This window comes from Stenotrophomonas sp. C-A (assembly GCF_054030835.1).
Genome location: NZ_CM132916.1, coordinates 3900358 through 3919060, shown reverse-complemented (window position 1 = coordinate 3919060; position 18703 = coordinate 3900358). Strand labels below are relative to the sequence as shown.

The following is an 18703-nucleotide window of genomic DNA, read 5'->3' as shown; positions in this document are numbered from 1 at the left end:
GCTTCAGTCCGTGCCGCCAAGCAGATGCGCGGCAACCGGCAGCGCGCGCGCGCTCCACTGCGCGTACATCCGCGCTGAAGGATGCAGGCCGTCCTCGGCAATCATCGTCGGGTCTTCGCCCTGTGCGCGGCTGATGTCGGTGATGTCGACGAAGGCCACGCCGTGCCGGGTACTGATCACCTCGGCGGCGGCATTGAACTCGTCGGTCTGGATCTCGATCGCGGCCAGGTCGCGGCCACTGCCGGCACCGAACGGGGTGGCACCCCAATCGGGGAAGGACAGCACCAGCACGCGGCCGGCATCACCGCCGGCGAAGCCGATCGCCCGCTGCAGCAGGGCCTGGAACTGGCAGCGGTATTCGTCCAGAGGACGCCCGCGGTACTGGTTGTTGACGCCGATCAGCAGGCTGACGAAATCGAACGGACCCTGCGGTGCGGCCGCGTCGATACCCGCGTCGAGCTCGTCGGTCGTCCAGCCGGTGGTCGCAATGGTCTGCGGGTCGGACAGGTCGATGCCCTGCGCACGCAGGGCGGCGGCCAGCTGGTGCGGCCAGCGGCCTTCGACTGCAACCGCTTCACCGATGGTGTACGAATCGCCCAGCGCCAGGTAGGACAATGCCACGGCTCAGGCCACCGAACGGCGGGGCTTCAGCGGCACGACCTTGGTCGCATCCTCGGCACGGCGCGCCAGCACACGGTCGATGCGGGCGAACACATCGCGCATCACCGAAGCTTCCGGCATCAGGGTCACACGGAAATGATGGCGGTAGGGCACGTTGAAGCTTGAGCCCGGCACCACCAGCACGCCTTCGTTGTTCATCAGGTCCAGCGCGAAATCGTGGTCGTCGAAGCCCTTCGCAGCGGCACCGACCACGGCCGGGAACGCATACAGCGCGCCGGCCGGCGCGACCAGTGACAGGTGCTCGCTGGCTTCGCAGGCCTCGATCACCGCGCGGCGGGTTTCATACAGGCGGCCGCCCGGCGTGCACAGCTCGGAGATGGTGTCCGGACCGTTCACCGCCGCCTCGATGGCGTACTGGCCCGGCACGTTGGCGCACAGGCGCAGCGCGCCCAACAGGTCCAGTGCCGCGCGGAAGTCACCCAGGCGGGCATCGTCGCCACTCAGGTGTGCCCAGCCCACGCGCCAACCGCAGGCGCGGTGCACCTTGCTCAGGCCACTGAAGGTCAGGCACGGATGATCACCGGCCAGCGGCGCGACCGGCTGGAACACCGCATCGTCGTACAGGATCTGGTCGTAGATCTCATCGACCAGCAGCAGCAGGTTGTGGCGGCGCGCGATCTCGACCACGCGCTCCAGCAGTTCGCGCGGGTAGCTGGCGCCGCTGGGATTGTTCGGATTGATCAGCACGATGGCGCGCGTGCGCGAAGAGACCAGCGTCTCGATCTCGCTCGGGTCCGGCTGGAAGCCGTTCTCCGGCGCGCAGCGGTAGTACACCGGGCGGCCATCGTTGAGGATGGTCGAAGCCGACCACAGCGGGTAGTCGGGCGAGGGCACCAGCACTTCGTCGCCCGGGTTGAGCAGCGCACGCAGCGACAGGTCGATCAGCTCGCTGACGCCGTTGCCGAGGAAGACGCGGTCCGGGTGTGCATCGGGCGCGCCACGACGGGCGTAGTAGCTGGCGATGGCCTCGCGCGCCACCGGCAGGCCCTGCTGGTGGGTGTACGGGTCGGTGCGGCCCATGTCGTCGGCGATCGCGCGCTGCAGATGCTCGGGCGCGCGGAAGCCGAAAGCACCTGGATTGCCGATGTTGAGCTTGATCAGCTTGCGGCCCTGCGCCTCCAGCTCCCGGGCTCGCCGCGCCAGTTCTCCGCGGATTTCGTAGCGCACTTCGGAAAGGCGCTCGCGGATGGCCAGGGGCTTGGGCGAGGTGGTGGACATGGGAGACGGGCCGTCAAAAGGCATGGGGCTTCCATCCTACCGGAATTGCTGCACTGCATGGCAAGGGCTCCGGGCCCGTCATTGCTGGGCTGGCAGGGCGCCGGCACAGGTAGAATGGCGGCGATGACCCAGACCCCCGATTTCATCGCCCTGCAGACCATCGGCTGGCCCTGGCCGGGCCCGGCGCAGCAGGCCGACTGGCAGGCCGCGATGGCCGCGCACCCGCAGGCCCGCCCGGCACGGGTGATCGAACAGCACCGCACCCACTATGTGGTGGCCGATGGCCCGGATGCATCGATCAAGGCCGAGTCGCTGCCGGAATGGCAGCGCCCGCGCTTCCCCAGCCATGAACGGCCGGCGGTGGGCGACTGGGTGCTGCTGGACGGCATCCGCATCGTCGCCCTGCTGCCGCGGCGTACCGCGATCAAGCGTGGTGCCGCGGGTGAGCACTACCACCAGCAGGTGATCGCGGCCAACATCGATACGGTGTTCATCGTCTGCGGCCTGGATGCCGATTTCAATCCGCGCCGCATCGAGCGCTACCTGCTGCTGGTCGGCGGTGGCGGTGCCGAACCGGTGGTGGTGCTGACCAAGGCCGACCAGACCGAATACAGCGAGGATGCGCTGGCGGTGCTGGAAGAGCTGGAGATGCAGGGCATCGCGCTGCATGCGATCAACGGCCTGGATGCCGACAGCGTTGCCGTGCTGCAACCGTGGCTGGGCCCGGGCCGCACCGTGGTGCTGGTGGGCTCGTCCGGTGCCGGCAAGTCCACGTTGACCAACACCCTGCTCGGCGAGCAGCGGATGAAGACCAGCGCGGTGCGTGCCAACGATTCGCGCGGACGACACACCACCACCCATCGCGCGCTGATGCCGCTGCCGACGGGCGCCTGCCTGATCGACACCCCCGGCATGCGCGAGCTGAAGCCGACCGGTGAAGAGACGCTGTCCGAAGGCGGCTTCGCCGATATCGAAGCGCTGGCCGCACAGTGCCGCTTCAACGACTGCAAGCACCAGCAGGAACCGGGCTGTGCCGTGCGCGCAGCGATCGACGCAGGTGAGATCGAAGAGAGCCGGCTGCTGAACTACTTCAAGCTGAAGGAAGAAGTGGCCGCCGCCGCCGCCAAGCTGGCCGTTCGCCAGGCCGAGACCGCGCAGGAGCGTGGAGGCAGGAAGGGCAAGGGCCAGCAGTTCCGCCCGGCGAGCAAGAACCGCCGGCGGTAGCACAGCAGCCGAGCGTGGGCTCGGCTCTACAGTGGGTCCGCGGCGGAGTCATTTCCTGTAGCGCCCGAGCCGATGCTCGGGCGGCGGCGCGCAGCGCCGGACACAGCAGGGCGCTATAGTCCGCCCATGGAACCGACCGCGACGCTGGACCGTGACGTGGCCCACCATGCAGCGCTCGATGCGCGCCTGGTCGAGGCCGTGGGGGGCATCCGCCTGCTGGGCCTGACCAGCTGGCCGGCCACGCTGCAGGCACCGTTCCTGGACAGCGTGGCACGTGGGCAACCGATGCTGCCGAAGGTGGACTACCCTCGGCTCGACTTCAGCGAAGAGCGCCGCGCGCTGGCCGCGATCGCTGCCGACTGCGATGACACTCATCCGCTGGGCCACTACGTACGGCAGTCGGCACAGAGTTGGGACCTGGCCGCGCAGCTGCTGGAAGGGCTGGGCACCGCGGCGGTCGATACCTGTTCGGTGCAGCTGTTCGGCGCCCCCGAGCAACCGCTGCCGGGCAATGGCCCGAGCACGCGCGAAGCGGCGCGTCACTTCATCCAGATTGCTGCCGAACTCGATCACGAACTGCTGGCGCCGGAAGAGCAGGTGCCGGTCTCGGCCATCGCCCTGCAACTGCAGCTGCAGAATGACCTGGATGCGTTCTTCGAATCGCGCATCATCCAGGTGCAGCTGGATCCGGAACTGGTGTCCAAGGCCGCTGCCGGCCCGACCCGCATCCGCCTGCGCACCAGTGCGCGCTTCAGCGCCTACGACCGCGCGCAGCTGTTCCACCACGAAGCGCTGGTGCATTCGCTGACCGCATTGAACGGCCGCGAACAACCGGTGTTGCCCAGCCTGGCGTTGTCCTCGCCGCGGGTGACGGCCACCCAGGAAGGGCTGGCCACCTTCGCCGAACAGATCACCGGCAGCATCGACATCGAGCGCCTGAAGCGCATCAGTCTGCGCACCGAAGCGATCGCGATGGCCCGCGAAGGCGCCGACTTCATCGAGGTGTTCCGCTACTTCTGCGATGCCGGGCAGAACGCCGAAGAGAGCTTTGCGTCGGCACAGCGCGTGTTCCGTGGGGTGCCGCCGAGTGGCGGCCTGGCCTTCACCAAGGACACGGTGTACCTGCGCGGCCTGGTGTCGGTGCACACCTTCTTCCGCCACATGCTGGCCGAGGACCGACTGCAGGTCTGCCGCTGGTTGTTTGCCGGCAAGATGAGCCTGGCCGATGCGATCGCGTTCGCGCCGCTGTTCGAAGCGGGTGTGCTGAAGCCGCCGCGCTGGCTGCCGCACTGGGTGAGCCGAGCGAACGGCCTGGCCGGCATGCTGGCGTTTTCGCTGTTCGCCAACCGGATACGGATGGACCAGCTGGCGCCGGAATGAAATGCGCTGGCGGGATGAAGCGCTGGCGCCTTGATTGATATCGCTGGGCGGCGGTGGGACACCCTGTCCAGGACACGCCGTAAACCCATCCATGGGGGCTCGATCGGCGCATCCATGCGCCTCACGGTCCTGGCCAGGGTGTCCCACCGCCGCCAGACAGATTCCCGCGCGGGCGGCAGCACATCACCGCGCCGAAGGGATTGCGCTTGAAAAGCTTGAAAAGCAAAGAGCCGGGCAATGCCCGGCTCTTCGCTTTTTGCTCTTGCTTTCCATTGCCTCCGCGCCGGCGCGGGGAACTGTCCAGCGGGGGTAGGCAGGCCCATGCAGGACCGTGAGGCGCATGGATGCGCCGATCGAGCCCCCAAGGACGGGTTTACGGCGTGTCCTGCATGGGCCTGCCTACCCACGCCATGCAGGAACAATCAACGCGCCGCAGCGCCTGCTTTCGATTTAGAACTCCGCCGCCACCGTCATGAACAACTGCCGCGGCGCGCTCGCATGGATCGCATACCGCGTGCCCTTCGGATCGGTCGGTGCGAACGAACTCAGCTGGCCCGCATAGCGCTTGTTGGTCAGGTTGGTCGCATTCAAGGACACCCGCACGTTGCGCAGGCCCAGGCCCGGGCCGAAGTCGTAGCCCGCACCGGCGTCGAAGGTGGTCACGCCCGGCACCGACTGGTCGTTGGTGTAGGTGTAGTAGCGCTTGCCGGTGTACTTGGCACGCAGGCTGGCGAAGAAGCCGTCGCGGTTCCAGCTGATCTCACTGGAGGCCATGCGCTGCGGCGTATCCACCGTGATCTTGCCGGCCACCGGCACGATCGCGCCGCCCGAGGTGTAGTCATCCTCGTAGGTGGTCTTGTTCCAGGACAGCGCGTTGTACCACTGCAGGCCGTCGATCGGCTTGAGGATGAACGTCAGCTCCGCACCGTGGCTCTTCACCGAACCGACGTTGATGAAGCGTGTCACGCACTCCGGACGCGTGCCCACTTCGATGCTCGAACACGGGTTCAGTGACAGCAGGCGGTTGTCGAACTTGACGTTGTACGCGGCGATCGAGGCCTGGTACTTCTCACCGAAGGTACGGAAGCCGGCTTCCAGGCTCTTGGACTTCTCCGGCTCCAGGCCGGCGCTGGCCGCGAACGATTCCGGCGATACCTGCAGCGGGCCACCGCTGCCGCCACCGACGAAGGCGGCGATGTTCTCTGCGTACGAGGCGAACAGCTCGTTGTTGGCGTTGAGCTTGAAGCCCAGGCCCACCTGCGGCAGCACCGACTTCTTGGCGGTCAGCGTGCCCGAGGCGATGCTGGTTTCCACGCCCGGCTGTGCGGTGGCGCGCATGCGGGTGTTCGGGCTCTTGATGCCGACATCCACGGTCAGGCGCTGGTCCAGGAAGCGCATGCGGTCCTGCACGTAGAACTGGCGCGTGCGGATGTCGAAGTCCTGGTTGAACAGCAGGCGGTCCGGGTTCTTCAGGTACAGGTCGTCCAGGAACGGGCCGCTGATGTAGTAGAAGTTGCGCGACACGTTATGGTCGTTCTGCTCGTACCACAGCCCGGCTTCCAGTTCGTGGATGCCCACCGTCCACGACAGCGCGGCGGTCAGGCCATCACGGTTGATCGTGTAGTTGGTGCTGCGGATCGAGATCGGCAGCATCTTGTCGGTGCCCGGGTAGGACGGCTGGCCCGGTGCCCACCAGTGGCCCTGGCCACGGTTGTCGTGGTGGTAGGCCAGCAGCTTCAGGCGGCCCTGCTCGCCCAGGCGCAGGTCGGCATCGACCGAGTACAGGTTGTCGTCGCGCAGTGCGCGGCTCTGGTAGTAGGCGTCGTCGATGCTGCGGACATTGCCGCTGTACTTGCACTTCGAAGCATTGAAGGTGCCGGGCGCGCAGTACGCAGCGGCGACGGCGCGATCCCAGTCCGGCGCATAGATGTTCCAATCCCAGCCCAGGCCACGTGCCAGCATGTCCTTGGACAGATAGGCGTAGTTGGCCTGGCTGGCGCGCGAGGTGGCCACGAACGCGCCGAAGCGGTGGTCGCCGACATTCCATACCGCCTTGGCGTTGAACTGGCGGGTGGTCTGGTTCTGGTACGGCGCGGCCCACATGTCCTGGTCCTGGTGCACGCCGGACACGTAGGCCGAGAAACCGTTGATGTCGCCGGTATCCACGCGCAGGTAGCCACGGCGCTGGCTGTCGTCGCCAACGGTGACGCTGGCGCGGCCACCAAACTCGGTGGACGGATCCATCGAGAAGTACTGGATGGTGCCGCCCAGGTTGCTGGTCGAGGCCACGCCCAGCGAACCGATGCCCTGCGACAGCTCTGCGCCGGCCAGGTTCTCGGCGATGATCGCGCGGGCGATGCTCAGGCCGTTGTAGTTGCCGTAGCTGTTGTCACCCAGCGGGATGCCATCCAGCGTGTAGCCCAGGCGGCTCTTGTCGAAGCCGCGCAGGCTGATGGTCTGCGATTCTTCGTTGGCACCGAAGGCGTCGTTGGACTGCACCGACACGCCCGGCAGGCGGTCGAGGATCTTCTGGCCGCTGGTGCCCGGCGGCAGCACCTGCTTGTCGACGGTGGTGATGCGCTGCACCTGGCGGGTCTCGCCCTGGCCGATCACGGAGACGGTATCCAGCGTCTGCGCGCTCAGCGCGGCATCGGTGCTGGCGCCGGTATCGGCGGCGGGAGCGGCATGGGCGCTGGCGGCGGCGGAGAGCGCGATCGCCACGGCGATCGTCAGGTGTCGGGTCTGCATGGTGGTCCGTTGCATTGGGGGTGGTCACCGGCACGCGTGCGCGGTGCATGGCCACTATGCGAACGGAACATGAAACCTTCTTTACGAAAATCCAACGAACGAGGCAGGGGCGTGATGCATGCCCTGCAACACCACTGTCATGGAGCAGACGCCTCGGTCGGCCTGAGAACCACCTGCGAGGCACAACGGTGATCCACGCCGGGGAACAGGTAGCTGATCCAGCGATCAACTTCGGCGTAGCTCAGCGTCAATGCCTGTTCCGGCGCATGACCGCTGGGCGGAAGTACCCGATCGGGGCGGCCGAAGCGTTGATTGATCTGCTGGCGGGTCACGCAGGCGCCGCCGATGTCCAGGCGCACGGACTGCACGCGTTGATGGTCCGGGTACAGCGTCACCACGCCGGCGGTGACCCGCAGCGGCGGTGAAAGCGGCATCGCGGGCAATGTGAGCTGCGGCGCTCCACGCATTTCGATGCGGGTTGCTGATGCAGGAATGCCGCATGCAGGTCGGCGAGTCGTGGTGTGCGCGGCCATGGCGCGGCCCAGTGCCGGCTCAGTTCCACCAGCCGGTCGGCCTGCATTTCATCGGCCATCGGCAACGCCGCCGGTGTTGCCGCCACGCACAGCGCGGGCAACAGCATCACCGCGATGGTCCACTTCCAGCGCTGCGCGCGCGCACTCCCTGTGCCTGGTTCGTCGCCGGTATAGCACGGGTGCGGTGCAGGCAGAAAAAAGGGGCCGGATCCCCCTCGCATGCGAAGGTTCTCCGGCCCCGGCGCACTCCGTGGGGGAGGGCTTAGCCCATGTACAGGCCACCATTGACGGCGTAGTCGGCACCGGTCACATACGAGGCTTCATCCGAGGCCAGCCAGGCACACAGGCCGGCCACTTCCTCGGGGCGGCCCAGGCGACGCACCGGCACCGACGCCGCCAGCCGGTCCAGCACATCCGGCGGGAAGCTGCTGATCGCCTGGCTGGCGATGTAGCCCGGCGACAGCGTGTTGACGGTGACGCCGCGCGAGGCCACTTCGGCAGCCAGTGCACGGCTGAAACCGTGCATCGCGGCCTTGGCGGTGGCGTAGTTCACCTGCCCGATCTGGCCCTTGTGGGCGCTGACCGAACCGATGTTGATGATGCGGCCCCAGCCACGCGTGGCCATGCCGTCAACCACCTGCTTGGTCAGGTTGAACAGCGCATTGAGGTTGGAGGCGATCACCGCGTTCCAGTCTTCCACCGTCATCTGCCGGAACAGCAGATCACGGCTGCCACCGGAGTTGTTGACCAGCACATCGACCTCGCCCACTTCCGCACGCACCTTGGCGAACGCAGCGCTGGTCGAGGCCCAGTCGGTGGCGTTGCCTTCGGAGGCGATGAAATCAAAGCCCTGTTCGCGCTGCTCGCGCAGCCAGTTGGCCTTGCGCGGCGAGTTCGGCGCGCAACCGGCGACCACGGTGTGGCCACTGCGGGCCAGGCTCTGGCAGATGGCAGTACCGACACTGCCCATTCCACTGGTGACGTAAGCGATTCGAAGCGTCATTGCAGAAGGCTCCTTGGTAGAGGGTCAGGCAGCGAGCGGGTACAGGCCGAACAGCAGGCTGCCGATCATCAGCAGCATGGAGATGGCGATGGCCCACTTCAGGGTGAACTTCTGGTGGTCGGCGAATTCGACCTTGGCCAGGCCCACCAGCAGATAGGTGGACGGCACCAGCGGGCTGAGCAGATGCACCGGCTGGCCGGCCAGCGAGGCGCGCGCCATTTCCACCGGGGTGATGCCGTAGTTGCCGGCGGCCTCGGACAGGATCGGCAGCACGCCGAAGTAGAAGGCGTCGTTGGACATGAAGAAGGTGAACGGCATCGATGCCACGGCGGTGATCACCGCCAGGTACGGGCCCCACGATTCCGGAATCACCGCCAGGAAGCTGTGCGACATCGCTTCGACCATGCCGGTGTTGTTGAGGATGCCGGTGAAGATGCCGGCGGCGAAGATCAGCGACACCACCGACAGCACGTTGCCGGCATGGTTGACCACGCGGCGGCGCTGCTCGGCCAGGTTCGGGTAGTTGATCACCAGGGCGATGGCGAAGCCGACCATGAACAGCACCGGCATCGGCAGCACGCCGATGATCAGCGCGGTCATCAGCGCCAAGGTCAGCGCCAGGTTCACCCACAGCAGCTTCGGGCGCTTGATGTCTTCGGCGTCTTCCACGGTCGGCAGCGGGTTGCTGTCATCGGACACGCTGTTGTCCATCCAGCTGCCACCCTTGGGCAGGGTCACCACGCCAAGGCGACGGCGTTCCTTCAGGCCCAGGTACCAGGCCAGCAGCAGCACGCCGGCACAGGCGATCACCATCGACGGGATCAGCGGCACGAACACGTCGGCCGGGTCCACGTGCAGCGCGGTGGCCGCGCGTGCGGTCGGGCCGCCCCACGGGGTCAGGTTCATCACGCCGCCGGCGAGGATGGTCACGCAGGTCATGTTCAGTGCGTTCATGCCCAGGCGCTGGTATAGCGGCAGCATCGCCGAGACGGTGATCATGTAGGTGGTCGAGCCATCACCATCGAGCGAGATCAGCATCGCCAGCACCGCGGTGCCGAGCACGATCTTCATCGGATCGCCCTTGACGAAGCGCAGGATCACCCGCACCAGCGGATCGAACAGACCGGCATCGATCATCACCCCGAAGTAGAGGATGGCGAACATCAGCATCACGCCGGTCGGCGCGATCTTCTTGATGCCTTCCAGCATCATCTCGTCGATGCCGGCGCCGAAGCCGCCGATCAGCGCGAACAGGATGGGAATGGTGATCAGGGCGACGAGCGGCGACAGGCGTTTGCTCATGATCAAGTACATGAACGTAATGACCATGCCAAAGCCGAGGATGCTCAGCATCATCTGCGGACTCCTTGCGAATACAGGACGTGGGGGAGTGGAAGGGGCCCGGGCGGCATGCCCGGGAATCCGGGCTTAGAAGTCGTACTGCAGGCGTCCGGTGACCGCGCGCGTGCGGTCCACCGTCACCCCGGCCAAGCGGTCGCGGTTGCGGCTTTCGATCACGTTGAGCATGAAGCGCAGGTTGTCGCGCAGGTACCAGTTGCCACCCAGCGTCCAGGCTTCGGTGCTGCCACGGCGCAGGTCTGGCGCGCCATCGAGGTGCTGCGCACCCCACATCTGGTCGTAGCGCAGCGCTACTTCGAAGGCACCGGCCTTGTGGCGGATGTCCTTCACCCGCGCAAAGCGGCCGGTCTTGCGGTCGTAGGCGCGGCTTTCGCCGGTGACGAACCAGCTGAGCATGCCGTAGGCGGCCATCACGTCGCCACGCTGCGCACCGTCATCGAAGGTGGCGCCACTGAACTCGCCCTGCCACGAGAGCGGGCCGCGCACCTGCGCGTATTCCAGCGACCACTTGTTGACGTCGGTATCGCGGCCGGCGGAAAAGTCGACCAGGGTCAGGCGGCTTTCATCGGACAGGTGGCCGGCCGGGCGTGGTCGGATCTTCAGGCCCGGAACGCCGTTCGCGCCGGGGTTGTCATAGGCCTCGCGGGCCAGCGACAGGCCCAGGTGCAGCACGTCGCCGTCGCTGGGCGAGGGCGCCCAGGTAACGCGGCCACCGGCGGCGCGGCCCTTCACCTGCCAGGCATCGATGCTTTCCAGGCTGTAGATGCTGGCGGCCCAGGTGAAGTCACCCGGATTGGCCTGCCACGACGCGCCCAGCCGGTACAGCGGGGCCAGCGTGGTGCCGGCGTTGCCGCGCTCCAGGAAGCTGCCGTAGTTGGAGCTGGTACGGTCATCCAGCGAGAAGTACTGCTTGAACTGGCCGACGGTGAGCTTGCCGGCCTTGCCGAAGCTGCGCGCCAGGTACACGTCCTTGGCCTCGACGCGGTCGCCGGAGAAATCGGCCTCCAGCTTGTAGTCGACCACGAAGAACTTGCCGGATACGTCAACCCACGCGCGGCGGATTTCGGTGTCGTCCTTGTTCGGGGTGCCGCGGTTGTCGTTGTCGAAGGTAGCGAAGTCCAGGTGCAGGCGGCCACCGAGGGTGGCCGTGACCGGGCGGTCGTCTTCGGCAGCGAAGGCCGGCGCCGACAGGGCAGCCAGCGCCATCATGGCGGCAGGACGCCGCCAGGCAAACGTGAATTCCACAAACCCTCCCAGGTGCGCGCCAGGCGCGCGGCAATCGTGGGCACCGGACGGTGCGCGGCCGCAGTCTGGGTCGGGCAAGCTGTCATCGTCCTGTCAACGGATTGTGCGGTGCAGCGTAAAGCGGCTCGCTGCTGCCTCCTGGCAGGGCCCGGCGAGCGCGGCAGCGGCATGCGGTAGCATTCGTTTCCCCTCCCACCCCCGTGCCCATGCGCCTGCTGCTGGTCGAAGACAACCCGGATCTGGCCGATGCGATCATCCGCCGCATGCGCCGCAGTGGGCACGCCGTGGACTGGCAGGCCGATGGCCTGGCCGCCGCCAGCGTGCTGCGCTACCAGAGCTTCGACCTGGTGGTGCTGGATATCGGCCTGCCCAAGCTCGATGGCCTGCGCGTGCTGGCCGGCATGCGCGAGCGCGGTGACAGTACGCCGGTGCTGATGCTGACCGCACGGGATGGCATCGAAGATCGCGTGCAGGCGCTGGATGTCGGCGCCGACGACTATCTGGGCAAGCCCTTCGATTTCCGCGAGTTCGAAGCGCGCTGCCGCGTGCTGCTGCGGCGTGCACGAGGCCAGGCCAGCGAAGTGGTGCAGATCGGCGGCTTCCAGTTCGACAACGCCGCGCACCGGGTCACGCTCGACGGCGAGCCGATCGAGCTGCCCAACCGCGAATATCGGCTGCTGGAGATCCTGGTCGGGCGGCTGGGCCAGGTGGTGGGCAAGGACGAAATCGGCAACGGCCTGTTCGGCTTCGACGACGAAGCCGGCCCGAATGCGATCGAGCTGTACGTCGGTCGCCTGCGGAAGAAGCTGGCCGGCGCACCGTTGCGCATCACCACGGTGCGCGGTGTCGGCTACCTGCTGGAAGCCAGCGATGGCAGCGCCGACGCCGATGGCTGACGTACGCGCTGCGAACGCAGCGCCAGGTTCGCTGCGGCGCACGCTGCTGCTCTACCTCGGTGCGTTGCTGGCGGTGTTCGCGGTGGCGCTGCTGTTCGCCGCGCGCGACTATGGCCAGCGTGCGGCGAACCGTTCCTACGATCACCTGCTGGTGTCTTCGGCGCTGTCCATCGCCGATTCGGTGGCGCTGGTCGACGGCCAGTGGCAGGTCGATCTGCCCTATGCCGCGCTGGACCTGCTGGCGATGGCCCCGGAAGACCGCGTGTTCTATCGGGTGGCCGACAGCCGCGGCAACCTGATCACAGGTTATGGCGATCTGCCGTCGCCGCCGCGCCGTCCGGGCACGCAACCGCAGCTGTTCGACGCCGCCTACAGCGGCGAAACGGTGCGCTTCGTGGTGGTCGGCCGCAGTTTCGCCGCGGCCTCGGCGCAGGGCGAGGTGCAGGTGCAGGTGGGCCAGACCCGGCGTGCCCGCGAAGCCGTGGCGCAGGACATGGTCAATCGTGCGCTGCTGGCGATCGGCGTGCTGTCCGGCCTGCTGCTGGCGCTGGTGGCCTTCGGGGTGCACCGTGCGTTCCGGCCGCTGGTGCGGGTGGAGCGCGAGCTGTCGCGCCGCGAACCGTCCGACCTGAAGCCCCTCGACGCGCGCGTACCGCGTGAGATGGACCAGATGGTGGCGGCGCTGAACCGCTTCATGGAACGCCTGTCCAGCAGCAACGAGACGCTGCGCGCGTTCATGGCCGAGGCCGCGCATCAGATGCGCACGCCGCTGGCGGCACTGCGTGCGCAGGCACAGCTTGCGCTGGATGACGACGACCCCGAAGACATGCGGCGCAGCCTGCAGGCGATCGAGCGCAATGCCACCCATATGAGCCGTCTGCTCAACCAGCTGCTCAGCGATGCCAGCGTGATCCATCGCTCGCACCTGCAGCGGTTTGCGGCGGTGGACCTGGCCGAGACCGTGCACCAGGCCCTGCATGAAGCCCTGCCGCAGGCCGGCCCGGCACCGCGCGTGCAGCTGGCGATGACCGCCGAGCCGGTGCAGGTGCACGGTGACGCGCTGCTGCTGCGCGAGGCGATCAAGAACCTGGTCGACAACGCACTGAAGTACGGCGGCGAGGGCCCGTTGCAGATCGCGTTGACCGTGGAAGGCGGGCAGGCGGTGCTGACCATCGCCGACCATGGCGCAGGCATCGCGCCCGCTGATGCCGAGCGCGTGTTCGAGCGCTTCGCCCGTGGCGAAGGCGCGCCGTCCGGCGGCGCCGGGCTGGGCCTGGCCATCGTCAAGCGCGTGGTCGACAGCCATGGCGGCCGCATCGACCTCAGCAACCGCCCGCAGGGCGGGCTGATCGCTACCATCCGCCTGCCCCGGAGCAGTCCATGATCCGCCTGTTCGTTGCTGCCGTCGCCCTGCTGCTGGCGCTTCCGGTACTGGCCGCGCCCGGCGACGTACGCCGTTTCCCGGCCCAGGCAAAGGCCACTGCGCAGCTGCGCATCCACGGCACCACCGACATCGAAGTGTTCGCGGTGGTGATCGCCGATTACCAGCGCCTGCATCCCGGCACCGAGGTGGTGTACGAGGACATCATCACCCAGGACCTGTACGCGCGTTACCTGCATGACCGCGCCGGGCAGGCATCGCCGGACCTGCTGATCTCCAGCGGCATGGATCTGCAGACCAAGCTGGTCAACGATGGCCACGCGCTTCCACACCGTTCGGCGCAGACCGCTGCACTGCCGGCCTGGGCACAGTGGCGCAACGAGGCATTCGGCATCAGCTACGAGCCAGTGGTGATGGTCTACAACACCCGCATGCTGCCGGCAGCGAAGGTGCCGCACACGCGTCGGCAGCTGCTGGACCGGCTGCGCGCCGAAGGTGCGCCCCTGCGCGGCAGGGTCGGCACCTATGACATCGAGCGCAGCAGCGTCGGCTACCTGCTGTCTACCCAGGATGCGCAGCGTGGCAGCATCGCCGGTGCGTTGCTGGGCGCGCTGGGTGACAACGACGTGGTGCGCGAGGAGCGCACTGGCGTGCTGCTGGACAAGGTGGCCAGCGGACAGCTGTCGCTGGTCTACAACGTGCTCGGCTCCTACGCGCAGGCGCGCATCGACGCGGGTGCCCCGCTGGGCATTGTGGAGCCCGAGGACTACACGCTGGTGGTGCTGCGCACCGCAGTGATCCCGCGTACCGGCCCACACCCGGAAGAAGCCCGGCGCTTCCTCGATTACCTGCTGTCGCCACGCGGCCAGCAGGTACTGTCGCGCGAAGCGAGGCTGATGCCGATCGTGACCGGCAACGCGCGTGGCGACGATGCGCCCGGCCGCAGCCGCCGCCCGATCCAGCTCGGCCCGGGCCTGCTGGTGTATCTGGACGCGCTCAAGCGCCGCCAGTTCCTCGACGCCTGGCGCAGCAGCGTGGAGCCGGCAGGGCGCTGAGGCTCCGGCCTGCCCGTACAATGGCGGCATGAGCGAATACACCATCCTGATCGCCGATGACCATCCGCTGCTGCGCTCGGCGGTGGTGCAGTCCTTGCGGCAGAGCCTGCCGCTGGCGCAGGTGCGCGAGGTCGCCAGCGCCGAGGCATTGGCCGAAGCACTCGACGCGCACCCGGACGTGGACCTGGTGCTGCTCGACCTGACCATGCCAGGCGCGCACGGTTTTTCCGCGCTGCTGCACGTGCGCGGCTCGCATCCGGACATCCCGGTGGTGATCCTCTCGTCCAACGACCACCCCCGTGTGATCCGCCGCGCGCAGCAGTTCGGTGCCGCCGGTTTCATCCCGAAGTCGGCCCCGGCCGAGACCATCGGCGAGGCCGTGCAGGCAGTGCTGGATGGCGGCCTGTGGTTCCCGGCGATGGCGGCCGAGCGTTCGGAGGCCGACGCACTGCTGGCCAGCCGCCTGGCGCAGCTGACGCCGCAGCAGTTCCGGGTGCTGTTGTGCCTGGCCGATGGCCTGCTCAACAAGCAGATCGCCTATACGTTGGGGTTGGCTGAGAACACGGTGAAGGTGCATGTCACCGCCATCCTGAAAAAACTCGAGTGCCATAGCCGAACGCAGGCAGCGGTGCTGGTGAAGGCGCTGGAGCCCGAGGGCGACGCCGGCATCGGGTTGTAGTTTCCAGCCAACGACGCAGCCCCTCGTGGGTGGACACGTAGAGCAGTTCATGGTTGAGGCCGGGCAGGTGGACTGCGCAGGGGCCGCTGCAAGTACGTCCATGTAAGCTCGGTCGCCGCTTGCTCGTGCGCGCTGTCCTGCGCACACGGCAAGACCCGGGTTGGGCGTCCTGCCCAACTCGCCCGAGGCATGCCTCGGGCCCATGCGGCTCACGCCCCTGCGCAGCCCACCTGCCCGGCCACGGATGGGTTCCGTGCGCGTCCACCCGCGGAAGAGAAAAGAAGATCAAAAGCAAAGGCAGCCTGACAGGCTGCTTTTTGTAGAGCCGAGCCCACGCTCGGCTGCTTTCTGGACGGTCCGTGAAGCCGAGCATGGGCTCGGCTCTACACGAGCAAGCGCAGCGCGCGACCCGCTTTTGATCTTATTTTCTTCTTCGTGGGTGCAGGCCACCGAAATCTGTCGGAGGCCGGTCGGGTTGGGTGCGCGGGGGTGTCAGCCGCATGGATGCGGCTGCCAAGCCTCCAGGGACGGATTCACGGCGTCCCCCGCGCACCCAGCCCGACCGGCCCACCCACGGCTTTTGCTTTCCACGACCAACCAGACACCACCCACGAGGGGCTGCGCCGTTGGCTGGAAACTACCCGCGATGCCGGATCAACAACTGACTCATCAGCGCCCGCAGCGCCGGCGGCTTCACCGGCTTGGCCATCATTCCCCAGCCACGCTCGGCAGCCATCTCGCGCAACCCTGCATCGCGCTCGGCGGTGACCAGCACCACCGGCGGACGGACCTGCCAGAGTTCGGCCAATGTCTCGTACAGCACCGGCCCGTGGTGATCGCCCATGCGCACATCCAGCAGCACCAGCTCCGGTACCGCGCCTGTTGCCGCCAGCTGCAACGCGGCCTGCGGGCCATCGGCCAGCATCACCTCGCAGCCCCAGCGTTCCAGCAGCGCGCGGCTGGCGGCGCAGACGTGCGGATCATCATCGATCACCCACACCCGGCGCCCACGCAGCGGATTGTCCGCCGCCGGTTCCTGCACCAGCACCGGCGCAGGCGCCGTAGCAGGAATCGCGCTGGCTTCGCCGAATGGCACGCCCACCGCGAACACGCTGCCCTGGCCCAGCTGCGAACGCAGCCGGATCGGATGGCCAAGCAGGCGGCCGATGCGGTCGACGATCGCCAGGCCAAGGCCGGCGCCGCGCTGCTGGCCGTCGTGCAGGCGGCGGAATTCCTCGAAGATCTCGCCCTGCAGCGCATCGGGAATGCCCGGGCCCTGGTCGTGCACTTCGATCCACAGCAGACCGTCGCGACGGCGACAGCCGAGCAGCACGCGGCCGCGTTCGCTGTAGCGCAGTGCGTTGGACAGGAAGTTCTGCAGGATGCGCCGCAGCAGCGCTTCATCGCTGACCACCACCGCAGCGGTATCGACCCAGTCGACGACCAGCCCGCGTGACTGCGCGGCGATGCCGAACTCGCGCGCCAGCGTCTGCAGCAGCGGCCCGAGCCGGAACGCCTGCACGCGCGTGGGCAGGCTGCCCGATTCCAGTCGCGCGATGTCCAGCAGGCTGTTGAGGATCGCGTCCTGCGCGGCCAGCGCAGCGTCGATGTGGTCGCTGGTCTGCTGCTGCGCCGGATCACTCAGCTTGCCGCGCAGCACCGAGACGAACATGCGCGCTGCGTTGAGTGGCTGCAGCAGGTCGTGCACCGCCGAGGCGACGAAACGGGTCTTGTAGCGGTTGGCCTGCTCGGCTTCGCGGCGTGCCTCATCCAGATCATGGGTGCGCTCGGCGATACGGTGCTCCAGCGCATCGGCCAGCGAACGCAGTTCGCGCGCCGCGTTCTTGTAGCTGGTGATGTCGGCGTAGCTGGTGACGAAGCCGCCATCAGGCAGGGGATTGCCGCGGATCTCCAGCACCGTGCCGTCGTCCTTTTCGCTCTCGCGCATGTGCGGGCGGCCGCTGCGAAGGTGGTTCAGGCGACGCTCGATGGCCTCGTCCACCGGGCCGGGACCGAGCAGGCCACGGCGTGCATTGAAACGGAACAGTTCCTCGATCGGCCGGCCGACGCGAACCAGGTCTGCCGGGAACCGGAACAGTTCCAGATAGCGCGCATTCCATGCCACCAGCCGCAGCTCGCGGTCGATCACCACCACGCCCTGCGGCAGGTGCGCCAGGCTGCGGCTGAGGCCGCTGTCAGCGTCGGTTGCGGCCTGCAGCAGGCCATCCTGTGCGGTGCGCAGTTCCTGTGCATGCTGCTTGAGCAGGGTTTCGAGTTCGCGGCGGCTGCGCAGGCGGTGTTTGGCCAGGCGCCGGCGCTGCTGCACGAACAGCACCAGGAAGCCCAGCGCCAGCCATGCGGCACCGCCGGTGAGTGCGGCCGCGCGCCCGGCAGATGTGGCTGCACTGGCATCGTGCAGCAGGTGCAGGTTCCAGCCTTCGGCGGGCAGCGCCAGGCTCTGCCACAGCATTGGCTGCGGCAACGCCGGGTCCAGCAGGCGCACCATGCGGCCGCCGTCGGCCAGCACGTCCTCGGTACGCGCACGCAGTGGCTGCAGGGCGCGGTCGGCGTACTGGCGGGCATCGAGCATCTCGCGGCGTTCGTCGGCGCCCAGCGAGCGCAGCAGGCGGTAGCGCCAGTTGTCTCGGTTGGCCAGGAAGACCACATCGTGGTCGTCACTGGCCAGCACCACGTCCGGGCTGCTCAGCCATTCCTGTTCCAGCGCCGACAGCTCGACCTTGATCACCACCACGCCCAGCCGCTGGCCACCTTCCTCGATGGCCTGCGACAGGTAATAGCCGGGCACACCGGTGGTCATGCCGATGCCGTAGAAGCGACCCCGGCCCTTGGCCAGCGCCTGCCGGTAATACGGGCGGTAACTGTAGTTCTCGCCGACATTGGTGGTCGGCTGGTCCCAGTTGCTGGCTGCCACTGCCACGCCGTCGTGGCCCACCAGGGTCAGGGTCGAGGCGCGGGTGACCTCATTGGCGCGTTGCAGCTTGAGGTTCAGCCGCTGCCGTTCGGTGGGCGAGGGCGGCACGCGCAGCGCGTGCAGCAGGTCCGGATCCAGTGCCAGCACCTGCGGCAACGTGCCGAAGCGGTCGATGCGCTGCTGCAGGCCCTGGCCATACAACTGCAGCTGGCGTTGTACCTGGCTGCTTTCCTCGCCCAGAGCACGCCGCCAGGCGTAGTGGCCGGCGGCGACCGCACACAGCACGGTGCCACCGACCATCACCAGGATGGTCAGCAACAGCATCCGGTGGCGGCTGAGCCAGTACATGGCGGCAGTCTACGCAGGGCC

The 18703-nt window shown here is 67.7% G+C and carries 14 protein-coding genes; 6 read left to right on the top strand and 8 right to left on the bottom strand.

Annotation, left to right across the window (positions count from 1 at the left end):
- Positions 1–3: 3 nt before the first annotated feature.
- Positions 4–621, bottom strand: a complete 618-nt coding sequence (locus tag ACW5IY_RS18195) for an SGNH/GDSL hydrolase family protein (RefSeq protein ID WP_049435339.1) — start codon at positions 619–621, stop codon at positions 4–6.
- Positions 622–624: 3 nt separating this feature from the next.
- Complete coding sequence (locus ACW5IY_RS18190; RefSeq protein WP_010480840.1) at positions 625–1899, bottom strand: pyridoxal phosphate-dependent aminotransferase; 1275 nt, start codon at positions 1897–1899, stop codon at positions 625–627.
- Between the two features lie 114 nt (positions 1900–2013).
- Here ACW5IY_RS18190 and rsgA point away from each other — a divergent pair, with 114 nt between their 5' ends.
- Positions 2014–3123 carry a ribosome small subunit-dependent GTPase A gene (gene rsgA / locus ACW5IY_RS18185; protein WP_049435337.1) on the top strand — a complete coding sequence of 370 codons (1110 nt, stop codon included), beginning with the start codon at positions 2014–2016 and terminating at the stop codon, positions 3121–3123.
- A 126-nt stretch (positions 3124–3249) separates the two neighbouring features.
- Positions 3250–4503, top strand: coding sequence for a flavohemoglobin expression-modulating QEGLA motif protein (locus ACW5IY_RS18180; protein ID WP_049435336.1), 1254 nt, complete (start codon positions 3250–3252; stop codon positions 4501–4503).
- A 450-nt stretch (positions 4504–4953) separates the two neighbouring features.
- Here ACW5IY_RS18180 and ACW5IY_RS18175 read toward each other — a convergent pair whose 3' ends face one another.
- The 5 genes from ACW5IY_RS18175 to ACW5IY_RS18155 all read right to left on the bottom strand — a co-directional run bounded on the left by ACW5IY_RS18175 (position 4954) and on the right by ACW5IY_RS18155 (position 11355).
- A complete protein-coding gene (locus ACW5IY_RS18175) occupies positions 4954–7251 on the bottom strand; it encodes a TonB-dependent receptor (RefSeq protein WP_049435334.1) in 2298 nt (765 codons plus the stop codon).
- Positions 7252–7388: 137 nt separating this feature from the next.
- Positions 7389–7784: a hypothetical protein gene (locus tag ACW5IY_RS18170; RefSeq protein WP_239682883.1), complete on the bottom strand. Its 396-nt coding sequence runs from the start codon at positions 7782–7784 to the stop codon at positions 7389–7391.
- Positions 7785–8046: 262 nt separating this feature from the next.
- On the bottom strand, positions 8047–8787 hold the full coding sequence (phbB, locus tag ACW5IY_RS18165) for an acetoacetyl-CoA reductase (RefSeq protein ID WP_005414435.1): 741 nt from the start codon (positions 8785–8787) through the stop codon (positions 8047–8049).
- Between the two features lie 24 nt (positions 8788–8811).
- On the bottom strand, positions 8812–10140 hold the full coding sequence (locus tag ACW5IY_RS18160; protein ID WP_457327242.1) for a CitMHS family transporter: 1329 nt from the start codon (positions 10138–10140) through the stop codon (positions 8812–8814).
- 75 nt (positions 10141–10215) lie between these two features.
- A complete protein-coding gene (locus ACW5IY_RS18155; protein ID WP_049435332.1) occupies positions 10216–11355 on the bottom strand; it encodes an OprO/OprP family phosphate-selective porin in 1140 nt (379 codons plus the stop codon).
- A gap of 242 nt (positions 11356–11597) precedes the next feature.
- Between ACW5IY_RS18155 and ACW5IY_RS18150 the strand changes: the two genes are divergently transcribed.
- The 4 genes from ACW5IY_RS18150 to ACW5IY_RS18135 are packed head-to-tail and all read left to right on the top strand — an operon-like array spanning position 11598 to position 15402.
- Positions 11598–12287 (top strand): response regulator transcription factor, encoded by a 690-nt coding sequence (locus ACW5IY_RS18150; protein ID WP_049435331.1) that lies wholly within the window; start codon positions 11598–11600, stop codon positions 12285–12287.
- Positions 12280–13671 (top strand): sensor histidine kinase, encoded by a 1392-nt coding sequence (locus ACW5IY_RS18145; RefSeq protein ID WP_049435369.1) that lies wholly within the window; start codon positions 12280–12282, stop codon positions 13669–13671. Before ACW5IY_RS18150 ends, ACW5IY_RS18145 begins: the two co-directional genes overlap by 8 nt.
- Positions 13668–14723 (top strand): ABC transporter substrate-binding protein, encoded by a 1056-nt coding sequence (locus tag ACW5IY_RS18140; RefSeq protein ID WP_049435330.1) that lies wholly within the window; start codon positions 13668–13670, stop codon positions 14721–14723. The genes ACW5IY_RS18145 and ACW5IY_RS18140 overlap by 4 nt, the downstream gene beginning before the upstream one ends.
- Positions 14724–14751: 28 nt before the next feature.
- Positions 14752–15402 carry a response regulator gene (locus tag ACW5IY_RS18135; RefSeq protein WP_005414428.1) on the top strand — a complete coding sequence of 217 codons (651 nt, stop codon included), beginning with the start codon at positions 14752–14754 and terminating at the stop codon, positions 15400–15402.
- 637 nt (positions 15403–16039) lie between these two features.
- Here the strand turns inward: ACW5IY_RS18135 and ACW5IY_RS18130 are convergent.
- Positions 16040–18682, bottom strand: a complete 2643-nt coding sequence (locus ACW5IY_RS18130) for a hybrid sensor histidine kinase/response regulator (RefSeq protein WP_049435328.1) — start codon at positions 18680–18682, stop codon at positions 16040–16042.
- Between the last annotated feature and the right edge of the window lie 21 nt (positions 18683–18703).

Excerpts from the sequence above, each read along its gene's own strand:
- ACW5IY_RS18145 (WP_049435369.1), top strand. The coding sequence starts at position 12,280 with ATGGCTGACGTACGCGCTGCGAACGCAGCGCCAGGTTCGCTGCGGCGC.
- ACW5IY_RS18130 (WP_049435328.1), bottom strand. The coding sequence starts at position 18,682 with ATGTACTGGCTCAGCCGCCACCGGATGCTGTTGCTGACCATCCTGGTG.
- ACW5IY_RS18180 (WP_049435336.1), top strand. The coding sequence starts at position 3,250 with ATGGAACCGACCGCGACGCTGGACCGTGACGTGGCCCACCATGCAGCG.
- rsgA (WP_049435337.1), top strand. The coding sequence starts at position 2,014 with ATGGCGGCGATGACCCAGACCCCCGATTTCATCGCCCTGCAGACCATC.
- ACW5IY_RS18135 (WP_005414428.1), top strand. The coding sequence starts at position 14,752 with ATGAGCGAATACACCATCCTGATCGCCGATGACCATCCGCTGCTGCGC.
- ACW5IY_RS18170 (WP_239682883.1), bottom strand. The coding sequence starts at position 7,784 with ATGGCCGCGCACACCACGACTCGCCGACCTGCATGCGGCATTCCTGCA.
- ACW5IY_RS18190 (WP_010480840.1), bottom strand. The coding sequence starts at position 1,899 with ATGTCCACCACCTCGCCCAAGCCCCTGGCCATCCGCGAGCGCCTTTCC.
- ACW5IY_RS18175 (WP_049435334.1), bottom strand. The coding sequence starts at position 7,251 with ATGCAGACCCGACACCTGACGATCGCCGTGGCGATCGCGCTCTCCGCC.
- ACW5IY_RS18155 (WP_049435332.1), bottom strand. The coding sequence starts at position 11,355 with ATGATGGCGCTGGCTGCCCTGTCGGCGCCGGCCTTCGCTGCCGAAGAC.
- ACW5IY_RS18150 (WP_049435331.1), top strand. The coding sequence starts at position 11,598 with ATGCGCCTGCTGCTGGTCGAAGACAACCCGGATCTGGCCGATGCGATC.
- phbB (WP_005414435.1), bottom strand. The coding sequence starts at position 8,787 with ATGACGCTTCGAATCGCTTACGTCACCAGTGGAATGGGCAGTGTCGGT.
- ACW5IY_RS18160 (WP_457327242.1), bottom strand. The coding sequence starts at position 10,140 with ATGCTGAGCATCCTCGGCTTTGGCATGGTCATTACGTTCATGTACTTG.
- ACW5IY_RS18140 (WP_049435330.1), top strand. The coding sequence starts at position 13,668 with ATGATCCGCCTGTTCGTTGCTGCCGTCGCCCTGCTGCTGGCGCTTCCG.